Source organism: Gracilinema caldarium DSM 7334, from assembly GCF_000219725.1.
Lineage (GTDB): Bacteria > Spirochaetota > Spirochaetia > Treponematales > Breznakiellaceae > Gracilinema > Gracilinema caldarium.
Genome location: NC_015732.1, coordinates 417,747 through 437,919 on the forward strand (window position 1 = coordinate 417,747; position 20,173 = coordinate 437,919).

17 protein-coding genes and 3 tRNA genes are annotated in these 20,173 nt (G+C 46.4%); 17 read left to right on the forward strand and 3 right to left on the reverse strand.

All coding sequences use genetic code 11. From position 1 onward, the window contains the following. Positions 1–4 precede the first annotated feature (4 nt). Genes SPICA_RS01845 through SPICA_RS01855 form a run of 3 tightly spaced genes read left to right on the forward strand, consistent with a single transcriptional unit; the run spans position 5 to position 2,988 of the window. Entirely contained in the window at positions 5–1,531 is a 1,527-nt protein-coding gene (locus SPICA_RS01845) for an NfeD family protein (RefSeq protein ID WP_013967842.1), read from the forward strand. Beyond that, positions 1,528–2,514 (forward strand): flotillin-like protein FloA, encoded by a 987-nt coding sequence (gene floA, locus SPICA_RS01850; protein ID WP_013967843.1) that lies wholly within the window; start codon positions 1,528–1,530, stop codon positions 2,512–2,514. The genes SPICA_RS01845 and floA overlap by 4 nt, the downstream gene beginning before the upstream one ends. A 3-nt stretch (positions 2,515–2,517) precedes the next feature. Next, complete coding sequence (locus SPICA_RS01855; RefSeq protein WP_013967844.1) at positions 2,518–2,988, forward strand: hypothetical protein; 471 nt, start codon at positions 2,518–2,520, stop codon at positions 2,986–2,988. 102 nt (positions 2,989–3,090) lie between these two features. Here SPICA_RS01855 and SPICA_RS01860 read toward each other — a convergent pair. After that, a tRNA-Leu gene (locus SPICA_RS01860) sits at positions 3,091–3,172 on the reverse strand. 224 nt (positions 3,173–3,396) lie between these two features. Between SPICA_RS01860 and SPICA_RS01865 the strand changes: the two genes are divergently transcribed. Next, positions 3,397–4,557 carry an ATP-binding protein gene (locus tag SPICA_RS01865; RefSeq protein ID WP_041396361.1) on the forward strand — a complete coding sequence of 387 codons (1,161 nt, stop codon included), beginning with the start codon at positions 3,397–3,399 and terminating at the stop codon, positions 4,555–4,557. A 120-nt stretch (positions 4,558–4,677) separates the two neighbouring features. Here SPICA_RS01865 and deoD read toward each other — a convergent pair whose 3' ends face one another. Both deoD and SPICA_RS01875 read right to left on the reverse strand, forming a co-directional pair. After that, entirely contained in the window at positions 4,678–5,382 is a 705-nt protein-coding gene (gene deoD, locus SPICA_RS01870) for a purine-nucleoside phosphorylase (RefSeq protein WP_013967846.1), read from the reverse strand. A gap of 67 nt (positions 5,383–5,449) precedes the next feature. Then, entirely contained in the window at positions 5,450–6,730 is a 1,281-nt protein-coding gene (locus tag SPICA_RS01875) for an MFS transporter (RefSeq protein ID WP_013967847.1), read from the reverse strand. A 214-nt stretch (positions 6,731–6,944) separates the two neighbouring features. Here SPICA_RS01875 and SPICA_RS01880 point away from each other — a divergent pair. The 13 genes from SPICA_RS01880 (at position 6,945) to rpsG (ending at position 19,771) form a co-directional block, all read left to right on the forward strand. Beyond that, a tRNA-Thr gene (locus SPICA_RS01880) sits at positions 6,945–7,017 on the forward strand. A gap of 151 nt (positions 7,018–7,168) precedes the next feature. After that, positions 7,169–7,342, forward strand: coding sequence for a 50S ribosomal protein L33 (gene rpmG, locus SPICA_RS01885; protein WP_013967848.1), 174 nt, complete (start codon positions 7,169–7,171; stop codon positions 7,340–7,342). A 6-nt stretch (positions 7,343–7,348) separates the two neighbouring features. Then, positions 7,349–7,421 (forward strand) — tRNA-Trp (locus tag SPICA_RS01890). Positions 7,422–7,578: 157 nt separating this feature from the next. After that, a complete protein-coding gene (secE, locus tag SPICA_RS01895) occupies positions 7,579–7,758 on the forward strand; it encodes a preprotein translocase subunit SecE (RefSeq protein WP_041396113.1) in 180 nt (59 codons plus the stop codon). Positions 7,759–7,767: 9 nt separating this feature from the next. Further along, positions 7,768–8,325, forward strand: a complete 558-nt coding sequence (gene nusG, locus SPICA_RS01900; RefSeq protein WP_013967850.1) for a transcription termination/antitermination protein NusG — start codon at positions 7,768–7,770, stop codon at positions 8,323–8,325. 204 nt (positions 8,326–8,529) lie between these two features. Further along, positions 8,530–8,961 (forward strand): 50S ribosomal protein L11, encoded by a 432-nt coding sequence (gene rplK / locus SPICA_RS01905; protein WP_013967851.1) that lies wholly within the window; start codon positions 8,530–8,532, stop codon positions 8,959–8,961. A 1-nt stretch (position 8,962) separates the two neighbouring features. Further along, complete coding sequence (rplA, locus tag SPICA_RS01910) at positions 8,963–9,643, forward strand: 50S ribosomal protein L1 (RefSeq protein WP_013967852.1); 681 nt, start codon at positions 8,963–8,965, stop codon at positions 9,641–9,643. A gap of 3 nt (positions 9,644–9,646) precedes the next feature. Continuing rightward, the gene (rplJ, locus tag SPICA_RS01915) at positions 9,647–10,192 is read left to right on the forward strand and encodes a 50S ribosomal protein L10 (RefSeq protein ID WP_013967853.1); all 546 of its coding nucleotides are present in this window, start codon (positions 9,647–9,649) and stop codon (positions 10,190–10,192) included. 167 nt (positions 10,193–10,359) lie between these two features. Then, on the forward strand, positions 10,360–10,749 hold the full coding sequence (rplL, locus tag SPICA_RS01920) for a 50S ribosomal protein L7/L12 (protein WP_013967854.1): 390 nt from the start codon (positions 10,360–10,362) through the stop codon (positions 10,747–10,749). A 192-nt stretch (positions 10,750–10,941) separates the two neighbouring features. Next, the gene (rpoB, locus tag SPICA_RS01925; RefSeq protein WP_013967855.1) at positions 10,942–14,454 is read left to right on the forward strand and encodes a DNA-directed RNA polymerase subunit beta; all 3,513 of its coding nucleotides are present in this window, start codon (positions 10,942–10,944) and stop codon (positions 14,452–14,454) included. 14 nt (positions 14,455–14,468) lie between these two features. Continuing rightward, the gene (gene rpoC / locus SPICA_RS01930) at positions 14,469–18,743 is read left to right on the forward strand and encodes a DNA-directed RNA polymerase subunit beta' (RefSeq protein ID WP_013967856.1); all 4,275 of its coding nucleotides are present in this window, start codon (positions 14,469–14,471) and stop codon (positions 18,741–18,743) included. A gap of 167 nt (positions 18,744–18,910) precedes the next feature. Next, complete coding sequence (rpsL, locus tag SPICA_RS01935) at positions 18,911–19,285, forward strand: 30S ribosomal protein S12 (protein WP_013967857.1); 375 nt, start codon at positions 18,911–18,913, stop codon at positions 19,283–19,285. A gap of 15 nt (positions 19,286–19,300) precedes the next feature. Next, the gene (rpsG, locus tag SPICA_RS01940) at positions 19,301–19,771 is read left to right on the forward strand and encodes a 30S ribosomal protein S7 (RefSeq protein ID WP_013967858.1); all 471 of its coding nucleotides are present in this window, start codon (positions 19,301–19,303) and stop codon (positions 19,769–19,771) included. The last annotated feature ends 402 nt before the right edge of the window (positions 19,772–20,173 follow it).

The following is a 20,173-nucleotide window of genomic DNA, read 5'->3' on the forward strand; positions in this document are numbered from 1 at the left end:
AGATATGAAGCGAATCATCCTTGCATTTTATTTAGTCCTTTCATGTATCAGTTTGATGAATGCCCAGGCTCCTGTGCCACATGGACCGGGCTCAGTATGGATTATTCCCATAAAAGGTGATATTGAGCCTTTTATCAGTGCCTTTATCCGCAGGTCGAGCCAGAATGCTCTTGCCAAGGGAGCCTCCACAATTATTTATGAGATTGATACCTTTGGGGGCCGAGTCGATACGGCTCTGCAGATCTCAAGTTTTATTGGATCTCTGAAAAACATACGAACCATTGCATGGGTTCGCAGTGGTCCTGAATCGATGGGGGTAAGCTGGTCTGCAGGGGCCCTTATTGCCCTTTCCTGTCAGGATATCGTCATGTCCAGCGGTACATCCATCGGAGCGGCCGCTCCAGTCACCATTGGACCTGATGGGCAAATGGCCCCTACTGGAGAAAAGACCGTCAGTGCGGTTCGTTCCCAGATGGCGGCATTGGCAGAAAAAAATAAGCATCCTGTTCTGCTTGCCCTTGCCATGGTCGATCAGGATTTGGAGGTTTGGGAAATTCAGGTTAATGGTGAAAACCGTCTTGTGAATAGTGTGGAACTGGAAAATCTAGAAAAAAACAGTGCTAATCAGGTGGTACGACAAAATCAGGTATCTGCTAAGGGAAAACTGCTCTCCCTCACCGCAGGGGAAGCTCTTAAATATGGGCTTGCCCGAGCTGTTGCCGATAACAGCACTGAACTACTGCAAAAATTAGAAATAACCGGTGAAGTATCGGAACTAGTTCCATCTATGGCTGATCAAATTATTTCGGTTTTTACTTCAGGAACAGTGCAAACTATCCTCATTTTACTTGGCTTAGTCATGCTGTTCCTGGAAATAAATTCTCCCGGCTTTGGCATCCCCGGGGTGGTAGCAATTATCTCTTTTGTAACCGTTTTTGGTCTTAATGCACTCCTGGGAACTGTTGGATCCCTTGAAATGATACTCTTCCTCGTAGGGGTCGCCCTGCTTGCTGTAGAAATCTTTATTCTTCCCGGCTTTGGTATCACCGGTATCTCGGGGTTGGTGCTCATCGGTCTTTCACTCGTATTCTCCAGACAGGATTTTACCATCCCAAACCTGCCCTGGCAGTGGGAAATCTTTGGCCGAAATGTCATTTTTGTCTCCATAGGTATTATTCTTGCAATTGCCGCCATCGCTGTTATAGCACTTATGGGACCACGACTCAGGATCTTTGACCGGCTTACCCTGAAAACGAAGATTGAAGGTACCGCAGGAGGTCCTGATCCGGAACATGCGGGTACGTCCGTTATGGAAGCTGCCCGGGTTATGTCCGATGAGGTTGAAGAAAATTATGGGGATCTGCTGGGGAAACAGGGTAAGACTATTTCTACCCTCAGGCCTTCCGGTAAGGCAGAATTTAATGGAAAAACGTATACTGTCGAAGCAGATGGAGTATTTATAGAACCAAACAAACCGGTGGAAGTAATCCGCGTACGCGGAAATAGAATCATTGTAAGGAGTATAGGATGATCTACCTTATTCTTTTAGCTATTATAGGGCTCATTGCACTGGGTTTCTTGTTGCTCTTTTTCCGCTTTTTTGGCCTCTGGTTCCGGGCTATGCTTTCCGGGGCTTCGGTCGGTATGGGAAAGCTTATCGGTATGTGGCTCCGTCATGTAAATGCGGCAGTCATTGTGGAGGCCCGTATCATGTTAACAAAGGCTGGAATCGAGGTGGATTCGGATATGCTGGAAACCCACTTTCTTGCCCGGGGTGACGTCATGAAGGTGAGCCGCGCATTGGTTGCGGCCAATAAAGCAAACATACCGCTGCCCTTCCAGCGGGCTGCCGCCATTGACCTTGCTGGCCGGGACGTGCTCGAAGCGGTAAAAACCAGCGTTAACCCCAAGGTTATCGACTGCCCGGACCCATCCAAGGGAAAGCAAACCATCGATGCGGTTGCAAAGGATGGTATCCAGCTTCAGGTAAAGGCGCGGGTTACGGTTCGTGCTAACATAGAGCGACTCGTTGGAGGCGCAACTGAAGAAACCATTATTGCCCGGGTTGGCGAAGGTATTGTTACGACTATTGGTTCTTCAGAAACCTATAAATCGGTTCTGGAAAACCCGGACCTGATATCGAAACGGGTTCTAGAAAAAGGGCTCGATGCAGGGACTGCCTTTGAAATCCTTTCCATCGATATAGCGGATATTGATGTAGGGGCAAATGTAGGTGCAAAACTCCAGGCTGATCAGGCTGAAGCCGATAAGCGGCGGTTCCAGGCTGAGGCGGAGAAACGGAGAGCCGCCGCTCAAGCCCGTGAACAGGAAATGCTCGCGCTGGTTCAGGAAAACCGCGCCAAGGTGGTTCTTGCAGAATCCGAAATCCCCCTTGCCATTGCTGAGGCCTTTAGAAAGGGTCAGCTCGGCATTATGGATTATTACCGGCTCAAGAATATTCAGGCTGATACGGATATGCGATCCTCTATTGGTAACACTTCACAGGGAAAATAGTTCATGGAAAGCCTGTTTGAATCCCTTTTAACCCTTATTCCCATAGCACTCATTATAGCATTACGTATTGCAGCAGCACGAAAAGAGCGCCAGGGGCTTCAGGATAAAACAAGAATTGCAGATGTTTTAAAAGCCAATACTACAAAGCTAGCAAAGGTTGTTCATGTAAAGCAGGAATATAAGCCCGCTTTCAGGTTTGAGGAAACCGGCCATCCTCCTATCGCTGTATGGGAGGATGCCTCTCAGAAACAAAAATCGGTGAACCCATCGGTTATTAATGTGGTCGAGCAGGGGAGTTTGCTCAATGTTGAAATATCTCCGATGAAGGAAACTACTTCAGTTACTCCTGTTATACAAAAAACAGGAAAGATGGAATATAGTTTCCCATTAAAAAGGCTGAGGAATTTAAGCCAGCTGCAACAGGCGGTGGTTTATGCGGAACTGCTGGGACCGCCAAAGGGCTTACAGCTTTAACACTTTCTCTCTCGCCTCAGGTGGGCGACGCCCGCGAGTTCTCCCTCTGGGGTTTTGCAGAAAGATAAAAAAAGAGCTCCCTTTTGGGAGCTCTGTCGTTTATGCCCAGAGGGGGACTTGAACCCCCAAGCCTCGCGGCACTAGTACCTGAAACTAGCGTGTCTGCCAATTTCACCATCTGGGCTTAAATGTGAAGCTACATTAAAAAAAATCCAGCCCTTTGTCAAGTAGAATTCCTGGGACTTCAGAGGGCTGCTCCAGGGATAACCTATAACTATGAACTGCAACGGCCCGCTTATCGAAATAGTTGTGTGCTATTAGTGCTCTTAAAAACCTCATCAGGTTGTAATAGATCTACAATATTTCATTACAATTGACAAAATGTAAAAAGATGCTATGTTTACTAATATGATACCAAGACAGGCGGAAGCAACGCTGAGACGGCTTGAAAAAGGTTTTCCTGTGCTTTGTATAACTGGTCCACGTCAGTCTGGTAAGACCACTTTAGCAAAGTCCTGCTATCCCGATAAGCCCTATATTTCTCTGGATAACCCTGATGTAAGCCTCCTTGCCCGTGAGGATCCGAGAGGTTTGCTGGAAATGTACCGCGAAGGTCTTATTTTAGACGAGATTCAAGTCGTACCCGAATTATTCAAGTACCTAAAAACTGCGGTGGATTCTGATCCCAGACCAGGCAAATATGTAGTTACAGGATCTCAGCAGTTTAAACTACTTGCAGGAATTACCGAATCCCTCGCTGGCAGAGCTGCGTTTATTAATTTGCTGCCTTTCTCTATAGAAGAACTGGAAAATGCCGGTTTGCTCCTCGAAGACCCTTTTAAAGTGCTGGTTTCAGGCTTTTATCCTCCCTTATACGACCGTGAAGTATCGCCCTATGATTGGTATACAAACTATATTTCTACCTACGTGGAACGGGATCTCCGCTCAATTCTTAATGTTAAAGATCTGTCTTTATTCCAGACATTTTTAAAAATGTGTGCAAGCCGTACAGGCCAGATACTCAATGTTAATTCCCTCGCTCTCGATTGTGGGATTTCCCATAATACCGCCCACTCGTGGCTTTCTGTATTAGAAACAAGTGGCATCATATACCTCTTAAAACCCTATTACAAAAATTACGGAAAACGTCTGGTTAAAAGCCCTAAACTCTATTTTATTGATACAGGACTCAACGTAAGACTTCTCGGCATTAAAACTCCGGAAGACTTATTTATGCACCCGAATCGGGGAAACATCTTTGAATCTTTTGTGATTTCTGAACTGTTAAAAAAAAGATACAATGCAGGATATGATCCAGATTTGTATTTCTGGCGCGATAATACGGGTACTGAAATAGACCTCATTCTCGAAGAGGGGGATCATGTAAAAGCCGTAGAAATTAAATCGGGAAAAACATTTTCCGAGTCTTTTATTTCTGGGCTCCAGCTTTGGATAAAATACTCAAACACGAAGTCTGAACATTGCGCTGTGGTGTATGCTGGTACTCTTTCGGCTCATTTAAAATCGATAGCCATTATACCTTGGAATAAAGTAGGGACATTGGCATAGGATCGGTCATTGACCCCTGTTTAGGTTGTTCAACCTTGGATAAACTCCTCATATTAAAATACAGAGGATTCATGACCGGTCTCCAAAAAGTTCAGGGGAATGATAATTCCCCCTATTCTTTCAGCTTATTGCCGCTTCCAGAGCAACTTCCATCATCCGGGTAAAGGTGGTCTGCCGTTCCTCAGCGGTGGTTGCTTCATGGGTGACGAGACTGTCCGAAATGGTCAAAATAGACAGGGCTTCCCGACCATATTTTGCTGCCAGTGTATACAATTCTGCGGTCTCCATTTCTACCGCCAGGACCCCAAATTTAGCCCACAATTTCCATTCATCCGGATCTTCAGTATAGAACATATCTGAGGAAATGACATTTCCTACCTTCGGATCCCAGTTTCTTGCAATAGCCGCATCGTAGGCCGCTTTAAGCAGTTTAAAGTTGGCGGTAGGTGCAAAATCCCGATTACCAAAACGAATAGCATTAGCCCCAGAATCGGTGCTGGCAGACATGGCAATAACCAGGTCCCGGATCTTTACCGATTCCTGCAGAGAACCCGCTGTGCCAACCCGGATAGCCCGTTTTACACCATAATCTTTGAAAAGCTCATTCACATAGATTGATATGGATGGAATTCCCATGCCGGTTCCCTGGACCGATACTCGTTTCCCCTTATAGGTCCCGGTATAACCGAACATGTTGCGAACTTCTGTATAACGAACCGGATTTTCAAGAAATTTCTCTGCAATAAATTGAGCCCTCAGGGGGTCTCCGGGTAATAAAACCGCCTCCGCAATTTCGCCGGGCTTAGCCGCAATATGAATGGACATAGTCACTCCTTATGGAAAGATTCCCCTCGTAGCTGAGTATCTGGGGGGAAAACAAGTATATACGAAATTATCCCTTTTGGGTAGAATTTGAGTTGTCATCATGCTGTACTTCACCCCGTTTTACTCCGCCCATAATAAACCAAGCCAGTAGCATACAAATACTCCCAAAGATAAATATACCAGGATAGCCCGCCAGATCGATAATGGCTCCTGTGATGGGAGGGGCACTAATGGCAGCGGTCTGACTGAAGGTATAATAGAGGCCCGTATAAATTCCCATATTACCGTAACTTGCCATCTGCCACAGCATGGGAAAACTGTTTACCACGACACCAATCCAGACTGCGCCGTAAAAGAACATCAATATGAGAAAAAGAATAAGGGAACTGCCCGCAGGCAGGGCAAAGGATCGGGAAACCAAACCGGTAGAGGGGACGAGGATGAGAATAAGGGCGAGTATGATAAGACTGAGACGGATAAATTTTCTGCGTCCCATCTTGTGGGCCAGGTACCCCGAAGGAATCGCTAAAAGTACACTTGCAATGCCTGCAATGCCCTGGGCTAAAGCGGCATTACCAGAACTGACCTTCATGACATCCACAAGATATAATCCTAAAAAGGGTTTTGCCCCCTCATAAGCCATAAACCAGAAGAATAAAGCAAAGAGAATACGGATGACGCTTGTATCACCGGAACTGAAAATCAATTTAAGAGAAGCAAATACCGAAGGTTGTTTTTCTTCTTCGGTATCGTCGGGTTTTCGTTCTTTTACAAATATAAAAAGAATGAGGGTCGCCAGCAGTACAAAGCCTCCAGCGGTAACGAAGGGGAGGGATTCGCTCACCTGCATGAGCCGGGCTAACACCAGGGTTCCTATGATCAGACCGATACCGCCCATGGTATTAATCACCCCATTGGCTTCAGAGCGGTAGTCCCCTGGAATCGTATCGGGCATGAGGGCAACGACAGGTCCCCGGACACTGGTTTTAAAGATATTAAATAGGAAGACTATAATGATAAGGCTGGCTAATGAAATAGCTGCCATAGAAGGAATCAGAGAAAAGAGGATTGCAGAAAGGGGAAGCATAACGATGATGAAGGGAATACGTCTTCCAAACCTGGTCCGGGTTCTGTCTGACCAGATTGCCACAATAGGAATAAGGAATAACTGGAGTATGTTATCCAGGGTCATGACCGATCCGACCAGTGCATTCGAACTGATGTACCGCTTCAGAAAAATCGGTAGATAGGTATCATAGAGGGGGTCCATCAGACCCATGGTAAAGAAACCGAAACCGATGAGGAAGGTCAAAACAAGATATTTGCGAAACCCCTGTTGTTCTTTCATAGAAACCTCCTTTTTAAGACTTTCTGTAGCCTAATCTGGTTTTTCAGAATCTGCAAGATGAAATGATGGTAGCTTCTCATAACTCTGTTAGACATTAAAAGCGTCCGTATATAAATTGCCCGTATATAAATTGATAAAATTGATGAGTAAAGCTCTTGACATTTGGTATTTTTCTTGCTATTTTCAGCGGGCATTTTAAGTTTTAGATGCACTTGCCCTTGTAGCTCAGTCGGTAGAGCACATCCATGGTAAGGATGTGGTCAGCGGTTCGATTCCGCTCGAGGGCTGTTTTGCGCCATGAGATGGCGCCATATTTGCAAGGCGGGCACTGTTTCACAGTGCCGTGAAAAGTGTTTTTTTTGTTTTGTGTGCTGGTGTACAATTAGTATATCATATATTGTGTTATTAATGGTGTTTTGCCTATAGAAGGGGTTTATTATGGCTAGCAAGAAGACTGCGGTTGAACTTATCGCGTTGCAGTGTAGTGAATGTAAACGTAAGAATTATACCACTAAGAAGAATCGCCGCACAATGCAGGAAAAGCTTGAACTGAGCAAGTATTGTAAATTTGATCGGAAGCATACGATCCATAAAGAAACTAAGATAAAGTAGTCCTTTAGGCCAGTAGCTCTAATGGTAGAGCGCCGGTCTCCAAAACCGGATGTTGTGGGTTCGAGTCCTACCTGGCCTGTGAATATCAGCTAATATAAGATTAGTTTGCGAGGATAGTGTGCTGCATTATGCTGCGCACTATTTTTTTATGCATTCATCGATGCATACTTGCATAACAGTTTATTTTCTGGCATAGTAACAATCTGCAAACATTGTATCGTTTTGAGGGGTTGATGATGAAAAAGCTGGTTGCATTTGTAAAAGACTCAATTGCAGAGCTGAAAAAAGTTGTATGGCCTTCTAAAGAAGATGTTATAAGCTCTGTTAAAGTGGTTATTGTTTCTACTTTGGTTTTTGCAATTATTCTTGGCCTCGTGGATGCTTTGTTGTTGCTTGGCGTCCAGGCGATTTTTTAAAGGAAGAGCATGGCTACTGGTTGGTACGTTCTGCATACCTATTCAGGGTATGAAAATAAAATCGAAAAAACTATCCGCATGATGATCGATTCCGGAGATTTGGATAAGGATATTGTGCGTGATGTAAAAGTTCCTTCTGAAGATGTAGTTGAGGTTAAGGACGGTAAAAAACGTACCATGACGAAGAAATTTTTGCCGGGGTATATCCTGGTAGAGATGGATTTGCCTGAAATTGGTTGGAAGGTTACTTGCTCAAAGATTAAAAAGATTCCTGGTGTAACAGGTTTTGTGGGTACCCCTGCTAATCGACGGCCTCAGCCGCTCTCTGGTGATGAAGCTCGCTCTATTTTGCAAAAGACTGGAGAGATTAAAGGTGAGCGTCCTGTTCGGACACGACAATCCTTTGCGCCGGGCGAGCAGGTTAAGATTGTTGATGGGCCTTTTGAATCTTTTACAGGTACTATAGAGGAAGTTAATACCGAGCGTAATAAGCTTAAGGTGATGGTTGGCATTTTTGGAAGAGCGACTCCGGTCGAAGTAGATCTTTTGCAGGTTGAGAAGATTTAAAGCGTCTGTTTTAAGGTTTCTTGGGATGCTGTAAGGGCTGCTCGAGATGTTCATCAATATAAATCTATAATGCTGTTGTTTGCTGTAAAGGTAAATAGCGGCTTTGGGCTATAAGCTCCAATAGATGGGAGTTTTCGCTTCGGGCGAAAACGCTATCCCGGAAAGCCTGGTTCTTTTCGGGTACACCACAGAAGGAGATTGCGAATGGCAAAGAAAAAGGTCACCGCTATCATTAAGTTGCAGTGCCCCGCAGGCAAAGCGACTCCTGCTCCACCGGTTGGTCCGGCATTGGGTCCTCACGGTGTCAGTGCTCCCCAGTTTGTGCAGCAGTTTAATGACCGCACCAAGGGCATGGAAGCAGGCCTCATCATTCCTGTCGTTATTACCGTATATAACGACAAATCATTCACCTTCATTCTTAAGACTCCGCCCGCATCGGTGCTGATTAAGAAGGGGGCTGGCATTGACAAGGGTTCTTCCGAACCTCATAAGACCAAGGTTGGTAAGCTTCCCAAGGCTAAGCTTGAGGAAATTGCCAAGATGAAAATGCCAGATCTGACAGCCAACGATCTGGAAGCTGCCAAGAAGATTATTGCTGGAACTGCCCGTTCAATGGGTGTAGAGGTGGAGTGGTAATATGAAGCACGGTAAGAAATACCTCGAAAGCCTCAAGAAGTACGACGCCGCTACTACCTATGACTTAGTGTCTGCGGCGGACCTGGTTAAGAAATTGGCCTTTGCCAAGTTTGATGAAACCGTCGATCTGTCGGTCAAATTAAACCTGAAAAAAAGTCAGTCTGTGCGCGATACGGTGGTGCTGCCTCATCAGTTCCGCGGTGAGAAAAAGGTTCTCGTGTTCTGTAAGAGCGAGAAAGAAAAGGAAGCTCTCGAAGCTGGTGCTACCTATGTTGGTTCCGATGATCTTATCGAAAAGGTTAAGGGTGGTTGGCTCGATTTTGATATCGCTGTTGCTACCCCTGATATGATGAAGGACGTTGGTAAGCTGGGTATGGTGCTCGGCCGGAAAGGGCTTATGCCCAATCCTAAGACCGGTACGGTAACCTTCGATCTTAAAGGCGCCATCGCTGAACTTAAAAAAGGTCGGGTGGAATTCCGGGCCGACAAAACCGGGGTTATTCATCTGCCAATCGGAAAGGTGTCTATGGAGCCTGCGAAGATTGCAGAAAACGTGGAAGCGGTACTTACTGAAATTAAGCGGAAACGGCCCGCTGATGCCAAGGGTGACTTTATTCAGTCCGTATCCATCAGTTCAACGATGGGTCCCGGCGTCTGGGTTGCTATAAAGGATAAGGAGTAAGCCATGGCTATTGTTGCAAAAAAAGTGCAGGATGCTAAGGTTTCTGCTATTGATGAACTGAAGCAGAGCTTTGGTGTAGCTCCTGACTTTATATTCACCGATTATCGCGGATTAACTGTTGAGCAGATTTCTAATCTGCGGAAACAGCTCCGTGCAAAGGATGCAACCTTTAAGGTTGTAAAAAATAACTTTGCCCGGATTGCCTTTGAGCAGCTTTCTGCTCCTAACGTAGAAAGCTATCTTACTGGCCCTACCGCAATTGCGATCTCTCCTAAGGATGCTAACGAAGTTGCTAAAATCCTTATTGAGTTTGCAAAAGAGGTTCCGGCTCTTAAAGTTAAGGGTGGGCTTGTTGGGAAGACCGTTTATGATGCTGCTCAGATCGAAGCCTTCTCCAAACTGCCCGGACGGCTTGAACTCATTGCTATGCTTATGTCCGTCATGAATGCTCCTGCTCGGAACATGGTGTCTGCTCTTAATGACATCAATGCCCGGCTGGTACGCACCATTAAGGCTGTGGGAGATAAAAAGCAGGAAGGTGCTGCTTAATTTTGTTACGATGACCTTCAGGCTTCGGAAGGCTGCCGTTCCTGTTGGTCTTTTTATACAATGATTGGCTGTTTTTGTTAAAAAGAGCCCGTTGTTGAGCCGTGTAATACGGCAACCAAATCCCGTATGGGATAAAAACCAATCGCTGAAATAGAGGAGAAGATAATATGGCAGCGTTGACAAAGGATCAGATTATCGAAGCCATCGCTTCGATGACCGTACTCGAAGTTTCCGAGCTCGTAAAAGCTATGGAAGAAAAATTTGGTGTTTCCGCAGCAGCTCCTGTTGCTGTAGCCGCTGTTGGTGCCGCTCCTGGTGCTGCAGCTGCTCCTGCTGAAGAAAAGACCGAATTCAACGTAATCCTGAAGGCCTTTGATGAATCCAAGAAGATCGCAGTAATCAAGGAAGTTCGGGCTGTTACCGGTCTTGGTCTTAAGGAAGCAAAGGACCTGGTCGAAGGCGCTCCTAAGCCACTTAAGGAAAATGTATCCAAGGAAGAAGCTGCAAAGATTAAGGAACAAATTACTGCCGCTGGCGGTACTGTTGAAATCCAGTAATCTCGTCGGTACAACACATACTTTTTCTCTTGCCTTTCCGGAACTCGTCAAGAGTTCCGGATTAAGAGCTTCCGGTAATATTTACCGGAGGCTTTTTGTAGTCTTTAGGTAAAAACAGCGTAAATCCGGTTTATTGGGCTGGACGGTGAAAACGTTCGAATAAATCGAGCGGTTCCGATAGGGGGGTAACGAATGGTTACAGGTAATTCGGTCATTAAAAGGACCTATATAGGAAAAGATTTCCAGGATGTAATGGAGCTTCCTGATCTTATAGATATTCAGCTTTCCTCGTACGAACGCTTTTTACAGAGGGAGCGGCTTCGTAGAGGTGAAGCACCCGAGATGCAGGGGCTGGAAGAAGCTTTTAGAACTACCTTTCCGATAGAAAGCCCTACCGGTGACATGGTTCTTGAATATGAATATTACACCCTCGATGAAGAGGGGATTAAATTTTCAGAGCATGAATGCAAACAGAAGGGGTTAACCTATGCAATCCCGCTGAAGGCTCGGATAAATCTGATTTTCCAAGAAACTGGTGAAATTCGGCAAAAAGATATCTATATGGGTGATATCCCGATCATGACCGATCGGGGTACTTTTATCATTAATGGTGCTGAACGGGTTGTTGTTTCCCAGATTCACCGTTCCCCCGGTGTTATTTTCAGCCATGAAAAGGGCGTGTACTCTTCTCGCATAATCCCTTATCGTGGTTCCTGGCTCGAATTTGAGATTGATCAAAAACGGGAACTGATTTATGCTAAGATTGATAGAAAAAAACGTATCCTCGGCACCATTTTCCTTAGGGCCCTTGGCTATGAAGGCCGGGAAGAAATTATTAAGGCTTTCTATAAAACCCAGATAGTTCACATTAAGGATGATCGGGATGAAAAAAATGCCCTGGTAGGAAAGGTATTAGCTAAAGCTGTTTGGATCACCGCAACGACTGAGGAAGGTGAAATCCAGAAAAAATTGTATCGGGCAGGAGAAAAAATTCATCCCCACGATGTGGATGAACTTATTGTGAATGGTGTTCAATCTATCGAAATTATAGATTTTGAAGCTGAGGATTCCCTCAATTCTTCGATGATCCTCAATTGCTTTGAACGGGAAGAAATAAAATTCGTTAAAGAAGATCCTTCACGGGATGAGCCTTCTCGGGATGATGCCCTTTCCGCTGTTTATTCAGTTCTTATGCCTGGTGAACCTATCACGGTGGAATCCGCTGAAAAGGACCTCATGGGTATGTTTTTTACCAGCCGCCGTTACGATTTAGGCAAGGTTGGTCGGTACAAGCTGAACAAAAAATTCAATTTTAATCCTCCCCTTGAGGAATTTACCCTTACCAAGCAGGATATCATCGCCACCATGAAATACCTCATTAAGGTATTTGTGGGCGATGAAAATATTGATGATATCGATCATCTTGGAAACCGCCGGGTGCGTTCTGTTGGCGAACTTCTAGCAAATACCATGAAGACCGCTTTTAGCCGTATGGAACGAATTGCCAAGGAGCGGATGAGCCTTAAAGAAACTGAGACCATTAAACCGCAGGATCTTATTTCCATTAAACCTGTAGTCGCAGCAATTAAAGAATTCTTTGGTTCCAGCCAGCTTTCGCAGTTTATGGATCAGGTTAATCCCCTGGCAGAACTAACCCATAAACGGCGTCTCAATGCTTTAGGGCCCGGCGGTCTATCCCGTGACCGGGCTGGCTTTGAGGTTCGTGATGTCCACTATACCCATTATGGCCGGATGTGTCCTATTGAAACACCGGAAGGTCCGAACATCGGTCTGATTGTGTCCCTGGCTAACTATACCCGGGTGAACGATTATGGTTTCCTGGAAACTCCTTATCGAAGGGTTGTAAATGGTAAGGCTACCGCTGAAATAGAATATCTTTCAGCAATGGATGAGGACCGGTATTATATTGCCCAGGCTTCTGCAAAGTTGAATAGTGATGGAACTTTTGCCGATAGTCAGGTTTCCTGCCGCCGCCAGGGTGATTACACGACGAGAGCTCCAGAAGACATTCAGTACATGGATGTTTCGCCCAAGCAAATCATTTCAGTATCCGCATCCCTCATTCCATTCCTGGAACACGACGATGCAAACCGTGCCCTCATGGGTTCAAACATGCAACGCCAGGCGGTCCCACTCATTTTCCCTGAACCTCCTCGGGTTGGTACCGGTATGGAAGCCAAGTGCGCTTATGACTCCGGTGTCCTCGTTAAGGCAAAGCGACCGGGAACTGTTGTCCGGGTAACTTCTACAGAAATTATTATTCGCCCCGATGATGCTAGGAATCCTGATGAACGGGACCACTATCTTCTGGTTAAGTATCAGCGGACAAACCAGGATACATGTTACAACCAGCGCCCCATTGTCAAGTTAGGCGAAAAGGTTGTAAAAGGCCAGGTTGTTGCCGATGGTCCTGCTACAAAGAACGGGGAATTAGCCCTGGGCCGGAATATTCTGGTAGGATTTATGCCCTGGAACGGGTACAACTACGAAGACTCTATTCTCATTTCCGAACGGGTCGTAAAGGAAGATATGTTTACATCAATACATATCAAAGAATTTATTACCGAAGTTCGGGAAACCAAGCTGGGGCCTGAAAAAATAACCCGGGATATTCCCAATACCAGCGAGAAATCCCTGGATAATCTCGATAGCGAGGGTATTATCCGAGTGGGTGCAAAGGTTCGCTCTGGGGATATTCTTGTTGGTAAGGTTACTCCCAAGAGTGAAACCGAAACCACCCCTGAATTCAAACTGCTTAATTCAATATTCGGTGAAAAGGCAAAGGAAGTCCGGGATTCTTCGCTCCGGGTTCCCCACGGTATTGATGGTACGGTCATCGATATTCAGCGGCTCAAGCGCACCGAAGGGGATGATCTCAATCCCGGTGTCGATGAAGTGGTAAAGGTTCTCATTGCAACCAAGCGGAAACTCCGGGAAGGTGATAAGATGGCAGGCCGCCACGGTAACAAGGGTGTTGTAGCCCGAATCCTGCCGGTAGAAGATATGCCCTATATGGATGACGGAACACCTCTCGACATCTGCCTAACCCCACTAGGTGTTCCCTCCCGTATGAATATCGGTCAGCTGCTTGAAACCGAGCTGGGCTGGGCTGCAAGCACACTGGATGAATGGTTCAGTGCTCCCGTTTTCCAGTCTCCAACAACTGAACAGATCGAAGAAAAACTTAAAGAAGCGGGACTGCCGGTTACTTCAAAAACCATGCTGAGAGATGGACGCACCGGCGAGTATTTTGTGAACCCCGTCTTCTGTGGTGTGATCTACTTCCTGAAACTACACCACCTGGTCGATGACAAAATGCACGCCCGGTCTACCGGTCCCTACTCACTGGTTACCCAACAGCCCTTGGGTGGTAAGGCTCAGTTTGGTGGACAGCGTCTTGGTGAAATGGAAGTCTGGGCGCTGGAAGCTTATGGTGCTGCTAATACGCTCCAGGAACTTTTGACGATTAAATCCGACGATATGACAGGACGTTCTAAGATTTACGAAGCTATTGTTAAGGGTGAACCCTCTACAACTGCGGGTATTCCGGAATCTTTCAATGTTCTTGTCCAGGAACTCCGTGGTCTTGCCCTTGATATGACCATTTATGATGCCAAGGGTAAACAGATTCCGTTAACAGAACGGGACGAAGACCTTATTAACAAGCAAGGGTCTAACTTCTAAAAGGGGTTGCAGGAATGCGGGATATTCAAGATTTTGATTCAATTATGATTAAACTGGCCTCACCCGACATGATTCGGGCCTGGTCCTATGGTGAAGTTAAGAAGCCGGAAACAATCAATTACCGGACGCTTCGTCCCGAAAAAGACGGTTTATTTTGTGAACGAATTTTCGGTACCACGAAAGAGTGGGAATGTTACTGCGGAAAGTTTAAGTCTATCCGGTATAAGGGCGTTATCTGTGACCGCTGTGGTGTAGAAGTCACCCACTTTAAGGTCCGCCGCGAACGGATGGGTCATATTGAACTGGCCGCCCCGGTTTCTCACATTTGGTATTATCGCTCAGTACCAAGTCGAATGGGTCTTCTCCTTGACATCCCCATGGCGGCTCTCAGATCTATTCTGTATTATGAGAAGTATATCGTTATAGAGCCGGGAGATACGGATCTGAAAAAGATGCAGCTTCTCACCGAAGAGGAGTACTATGAAGCCCAAGAACGTTACGGTGGAGCTTTCACTGCCGGTATGGGCGCAGAAGCAATCAAAATCCTCCTCGAAGGTATTAACTTAGATCAGCTTGCTACAGAATTACGTGCAAAAATGATTGAAAAAGGTGCCAAGAGCGACAAACGGCTTCTGAAACGCATCGAAATCGTGGAAAATTTCCGTAATTCCAGCAATAAACCCGAATGGATGATCCTCGAAGCCATTCCTGTTATCCCGCCAGAACTGCGGCCTATGGTTCAGCTCGACGGGGGCCGCTTTGCCACCAGTGATTTAAACGATCTCTATCGCCGGGTTATCAACCGAAATAACCGGCTCAAACGGCTTATGGCTCTCAATGCTCCTGAGATAATTATCCGCAATGAAAAACGAATGCTTCAGGAAGCGGTGGATGCCCTTTTTGATAACTCGAAGAAAAAGCGGGTGGTGAAGGGAGCTTCTAACCGACCGTTAAAATCCATCAGCGATATGCTCAAGGGGAAACAGGGCCGGTTCCGGCAAAATCTGCTGGGTAAACGGGTTGACTATTCGGGCCGTTCGGTAATCACCGTTGGTCCTGATCTTAAGATGTGGCAGTGTGGTCTGCCCACCAAAATGGCTCTGGAACTCTTTAAGCCCTTCATTATGAAGAAACTGGTCGACAAGGATGTGGTCTACAATATCAAGAAGGCTAAGATGCTCGTGGAACAGGAAACCCCCGAAGTCTTTGCTATTCTTGATGAAGTCGTAAAAGAACATCCTGTTATGTTGAACCGGGCACCTACCTTGCACCGGCTCGGTATTCAGGCTTTTGAACCGGTTCTTGTAGAAGGAAAGGCAATAAAACTGCATCCCCTGGTCTGTCATGCCTTTAACGCTGACTTTGACGGTGACCAGATGGCGGTTCACGTCCCGCTGACCCATGCGGCACAGATGGAATGCTGGACCCTCATGCTATCAGCCCGAAACCTTTTGAACCCTGCTAACGGTAAAACTATTGTGTTCCCCTCTCAGGACATGGTTCTGGGTATCAACTTCCTGACGAAGGTGAAACATAACGCAAAAGGTCAGGGGCGCCGCTATTCAAGCTCAGAAGAAGTGCTCATGGCGGTTGAGAGCAAAGCCCTTGAGTGGGAAGCCCTCATCAAAGTACGGCCTTCAAAAACACCGGTTTGGTCAAAAACAGGGGTAGAGGTTGAGCTTGGAAAGGATGGGTTCATTGAAACCACCGCAGGCCGGATTGTCTTTAACGAAGAGTTGCCCGCCGAGGTCCCCTTCATCAATTATGAATTACGGGATAAGGAATTAAAAGCTCTTATTGAATATGTTCTTAAGTATAAAGGTCCCTGGATCACGGTAAAAATGCTCGATGCCATTAAGGCTACCGGTTACAAATATGCTACTGTCTTCGGGGCAACAATAGGTGTTGATGATATTGTGGTTCCGAAAGAAAAGGCTGAAATGATCGAGAAGGCCAACAAGGAAGTTGAGTCGATCCAGAAACAGTACCGCCAGGGTCATATCACCCAGGAAGAACGGTACAACCGGGTTGTAGAAGTCTGGTCAAAGACTAACGAAGATTTGACCAATATCATGATGAAGACCCTGGAAGCTGACCGGGATGGATTTAACTCTGTTTATATGATGGCTAACTCCGGTGCCCGCGGTAGCCGCAACCAGATTCGTCAGTTGGCGGGTATGCGCGGTCTTATGGCTAAGCCCTCGGGTGATATTATCGAATTACCAATCCGGTCCAACTTCAAAGAGGGACTTTCGGTTATCGAATTCTTCATTTCTACCAACGGTGCCCGTAAGGGTCTTGCCGATACGGCTCTTAAGACCGCAGACGCAGGTTACCTGACCCGCCGTCTGGTCGATATTGCCCAGGATGTGGTTGTTAATGAGGATGATTGCGGTACCATCAATGGTCTTGATCAGACCGCAATCAAGGACGGCGAAGATATCCTTGAATCCCTTAAGGACAGGATTATTGGCCGCTATACCCTGGAACGGGTAAAGCATCCTATTACTGGCGAAATAATCGTCGATGTAAACGAAGAAATCACCGAAGAAATTGCAGATGCAATTGAAGAAGCGGGTGTTGAAAAGGTTCGGGTCCGTACCGTGCTGACCTGTGAAGCGAAGCATGGGGTATGCCGCAAGTGCTACGGCCGAAACCTGGCAACCAACCGCCCCGTCGATATTGGTGAAGCGGTCGGTATTATTGCAGCCCAGTCTATCGGTCAGCCCGGTACCCAGCTTACCATGCGTACCTTCCATATCGGTGGTGCGGCAACTAAGGTGAGCGAAGAAAACCGAATTGCACTGAAGTACCCCGTATATATCCGTGACATTACCGGCGCCCACGTCGAAATGGCTGACGGGCACTGGCTCTTTACCAGAAAGGGTTTTGTGTTCATCAATAAAGTGATGAAACAGTACACCCTCGAAGCCGGTGATGAAGTCTTGGTAGAAGACGGAAAACGGGTTATTAAAGGCGAATCTCTTATCCGGAGAAACGGCAAGGATATACTCTCTACGGAAATTGCCTATGCCATGTTGATCGATGGTCAGCTATGTCTCATTGGTCCTGATCAGAAACTGGAAGTACGGAACGGTAGTGATTTAGTTGTACGAAAAGGTCAGCTAGTACCTGCGGACCATACAATTGCTACCTTTGACCCCTTCGCAGACCCGATTATTGCTGAAGTCTCCGGTTATGTCCGATATGAAGATATTATTCCCGGTACTACCCTGAAAGAAGAGGTTGATGAAGAGACTGGTAATATTGAAAAACGGATATCCGATTTTCAACTGGAAACAAAACAGCCCCGTATCTTTATTACTGATGAAGCCGGTAACGAAGTTGGATCCTATTACCTCCCCGGTGGAGCCTATCTTCTCGTGGACGAAGGCGAGCATATTACAGCAGGCCGTACCATTGCCAAGACCCTTAAGGAATCAGCCAAGGCAATGGATATTACCGGTGGTCTTCCCCGGGTCAGTGAACTCTTTGAAGCCCGGAAGCCCAAGTCTCCATCGGTGCTTGCTCAGGTAAGCGGAACCGTTCAATTCAAGGGTATTGTCAAGGGTAAACGTATTATTATCGTCCGGGACGCCTTCGGCAAGGAATACAAACACCTGGTTCCCATGGCAAAACGGCTCTTGGTGCGGGATGGTGATACGGTAGAAGCGGGTGAACCCCTCTGTGTTGGCGCTCCTAATCCCCATGATATACTTCACATTCTCGGTGAGAATGCTTTGCAGCGCTATCTGATGGATGAAATCCAGTCAGTGTATCGCCTGCAGGGTGTATCCATCAATGATAAGCACATCGGTGTTATCATCCGGCAGATGATGCGCAAGGTAGAAATCGTGTCCGTTGGCGATACCAAGTTTATTTATGGACAGATGGTCGATAAATACCGGTTCCATGAGGAAAATAGGCGGGTTATGGAAGAAGGTGGTCAGCCAGCAGTGGCCCGGCCTGTATTCCAAGGTATTACCCGGGCATCGCTTAATATCGATTCCTTTCTGTCTGCCGCATCGTTCCAGGAAACTACCCGGGTGCTTACCAATGCAGCGATTGCCGGTTCTACCGACTACCTCAGGGGCCTCAAGGAAAACATCATCATCGGTCATCCGATACCTGCAGGTACCGGCATGAAACGGTATCGGGCTGTCAAGCTCTTTGATGAAAATCAGCAGGACTTGGATAAATATATGAATGAAATCCTCGAACAGCGAAAACTGGAAAAGGTCGTAGAACCTATCGAAGAGGATTATGATTCCGATGAGGTTGATGAATAAACCTCGTGATTCTGTATCTTGACCAAGTTGCGGTAGCAGGCTATAGTTCTCTACCGCAGTATTGTAAACTAACGGGGCGCGTACCAAACAGTAGCATACTGTAAGTGTCTCGTAGCACATAGAAACGTCGGGTGCTGACGACGTTATGAAAAGGGAGTTTATTGCTCATGCCTACGATTAATCAGTTGGTTCGGTTTGGAAGGCAGAAGGTGTCAGTTAAGACCAAATCTCCTGCTCTTCAGGCTTGTCCTCAGAAACGCGGGGTTTGTACCCGTGTAATGACTGTTACCCCCAAGAAGCCTAATTCGGCTTTACGTAAGGTAGCCCGTGTGCGTCTTTCCCATGGTACCGAAGTAACCGCTTATATTCCTGGTATTGGTCATAACCTGCAGGAACACTCGGTTGTTCTGGTTCGTGGTGGACGTGTTAAGGACCTTCCTGGTGTTCGCTATCATATCATTCGTGGTGCCAAGGATACTCTTGGTGTAGCTGACCGTAAGCGTGGCCGTTCCAAGTACGGCGCTAAGCGGCCGAAGGCTTAAGTAGGGGTATAAGAAATGGGACGCAAAAAGAAGTCAATCGATCGGGGTGTAACACCCGATCCGAAATATAATAGTGTATTGGTGTCCAAGTTTGTTAACCGGATGATGTGGCAGGGAAAGAGGTCAATATCACTTCGGTTAGTGCATGGCGCTTTGGAGATTCTTCAGGCTAAAACTGAAAAAGAACCTCTTGAGGTCTTTACCAAAGCTCTTGAAAATGTAAAGCCTGTAGTCGAAGTTAAATCCCGGCGTGTGGGTGGTGCTACCTATCAGGTCCCTGTAGAAATTCGGGAATCCCGACGGGAAGCCCTGGGTATGCGCTGGATAATTAATGCTGCCCGAGCTCGCTCCGGACATGATATGAGCGAACGGCTTGCGGCTGAATTAATGGATGCTTATAATAATACCGGCACCGCTTTCAAGAAGAAAGAAGATACACACAAAATGGCTGAAGCTAATAAGGCTTTTGCCCATTATCGCTGGTAAGAGTAGTCGTTTTTTTTGTATGCGGCGGTTTTTGCCGCAGTTAAGGCTTAATAGCTTTAGGCGTTCTTTGATACATCGGTTATAGATAAAGCTGCACCGTGGTAAAACGCCGGGGAGGTGGGATACTTAGAAATTATTCTACGATCATCGACGACTGCGGTGTAGTTGTCTCGATGATCCAAACCGATCATCGCAGGACGCCTGTGTTAAGCGTTCTATCGGTTTTGCCGGCGATGGGATAGGTGGAACGAGGCATGTGGAAGACAGATAGAGTTAGCTCTGTTTTTCCGAATCCGCATACCGGTTTTCTTTTATTCCTCCATCCTCATCTTTTCGCCAAAATATAGTTGTTGTCATAAGTGTGCAGTGTGCCTATCTTGCATAGGAGTACATATTTAGGTA

Coding starts and splice junctions, on each gene's coding strand:
- SPICA_RS01875 (WP_013967847.1), bottom strand. CDS start 6,730: ATGAAAGAACAACAGGGGTTTCGCAAATATCTTGTTTTGACCTTCCTC.
- nusG (WP_013967850.1), top strand. CDS start 7,768: ATGGCTACTGGTTGGTACGTTCTGCATACCTATTCAGGGTATGAAAAT.
- rpsG (WP_013967858.1), top strand. CDS start 19,301: ATGGGACGCAAAAAGAAGTCAATCGATCGGGGTGTAACACCCGATCCG.
- rplJ (WP_013967853.1), top strand. CDS start 9,647: ATGGCTATTGTTGCAAAAAAAGTGCAGGATGCTAAGGTTTCTGCTATT.
- rpsL (WP_013967857.1), top strand. CDS start 18,911: ATGCCTACGATTAATCAGTTGGTTCGGTTTGGAAGGCAGAAGGTGTCA.
- floA (WP_013967843.1), top strand. CDS start 1,528: ATGATCTACCTTATTCTTTTAGCTATTATAGGGCTCATTGCACTGGGT.
- rpoC (WP_013967856.1), top strand. CDS start 14,469: ATGCGGGATATTCAAGATTTTGATTCAATTATGATTAAACTGGCCTCA.
- secE (WP_041396113.1), top strand. CDS start 7,579: ATGAAAAAGCTGGTTGCATTTGTAAAAGACTCAATTGCAGAGCTGAAA.
- rplL (WP_013967854.1), top strand. CDS start 10,360: ATGGCAGCGTTGACAAAGGATCAGATTATCGAAGCCATCGCTTCGATG.
- SPICA_RS01845 (WP_013967842.1), top strand. CDS start 5: ATGAAGCGAATCATCCTTGCATTTTATTTAGTCCTTTCATGTATCAGT.
- rplK (WP_013967851.1), top strand. CDS start 8,530: ATGGCAAAGAAAAAGGTCACCGCTATCATTAAGTTGCAGTGCCCCGCA.
- rpoB (WP_013967855.1), top strand. CDS start 10,942: ATGGTTACAGGTAATTCGGTCATTAAAAGGACCTATATAGGAAAAGAT.
- rplA (WP_013967852.1), top strand. CDS start 8,963: ATGAAGCACGGTAAGAAATACCTCGAAAGCCTCAAGAAGTACGACGCC.
- SPICA_RS01865 (WP_041396361.1), top strand. CDS start 3,397: ATGATACCAAGACAGGCGGAAGCAACGCTGAGACGGCTTGAAAAAGGT.
- SPICA_RS01855 (WP_013967844.1), top strand. CDS start 2,518: ATGGAAAGCCTGTTTGAATCCCTTTTAACCCTTATTCCCATAGCACTC.
- deoD (WP_013967846.1), bottom strand. CDS start 5,382: ATGTCCATTCATATTGCGGCTAAGCCCGGCGAAATTGCGGAGGCGGTT.
- rpmG (WP_013967848.1), top strand. CDS start 7,169: ATGGCTAGCAAGAAGACTGCGGTTGAACTTATCGCGTTGCAGTGTAGT.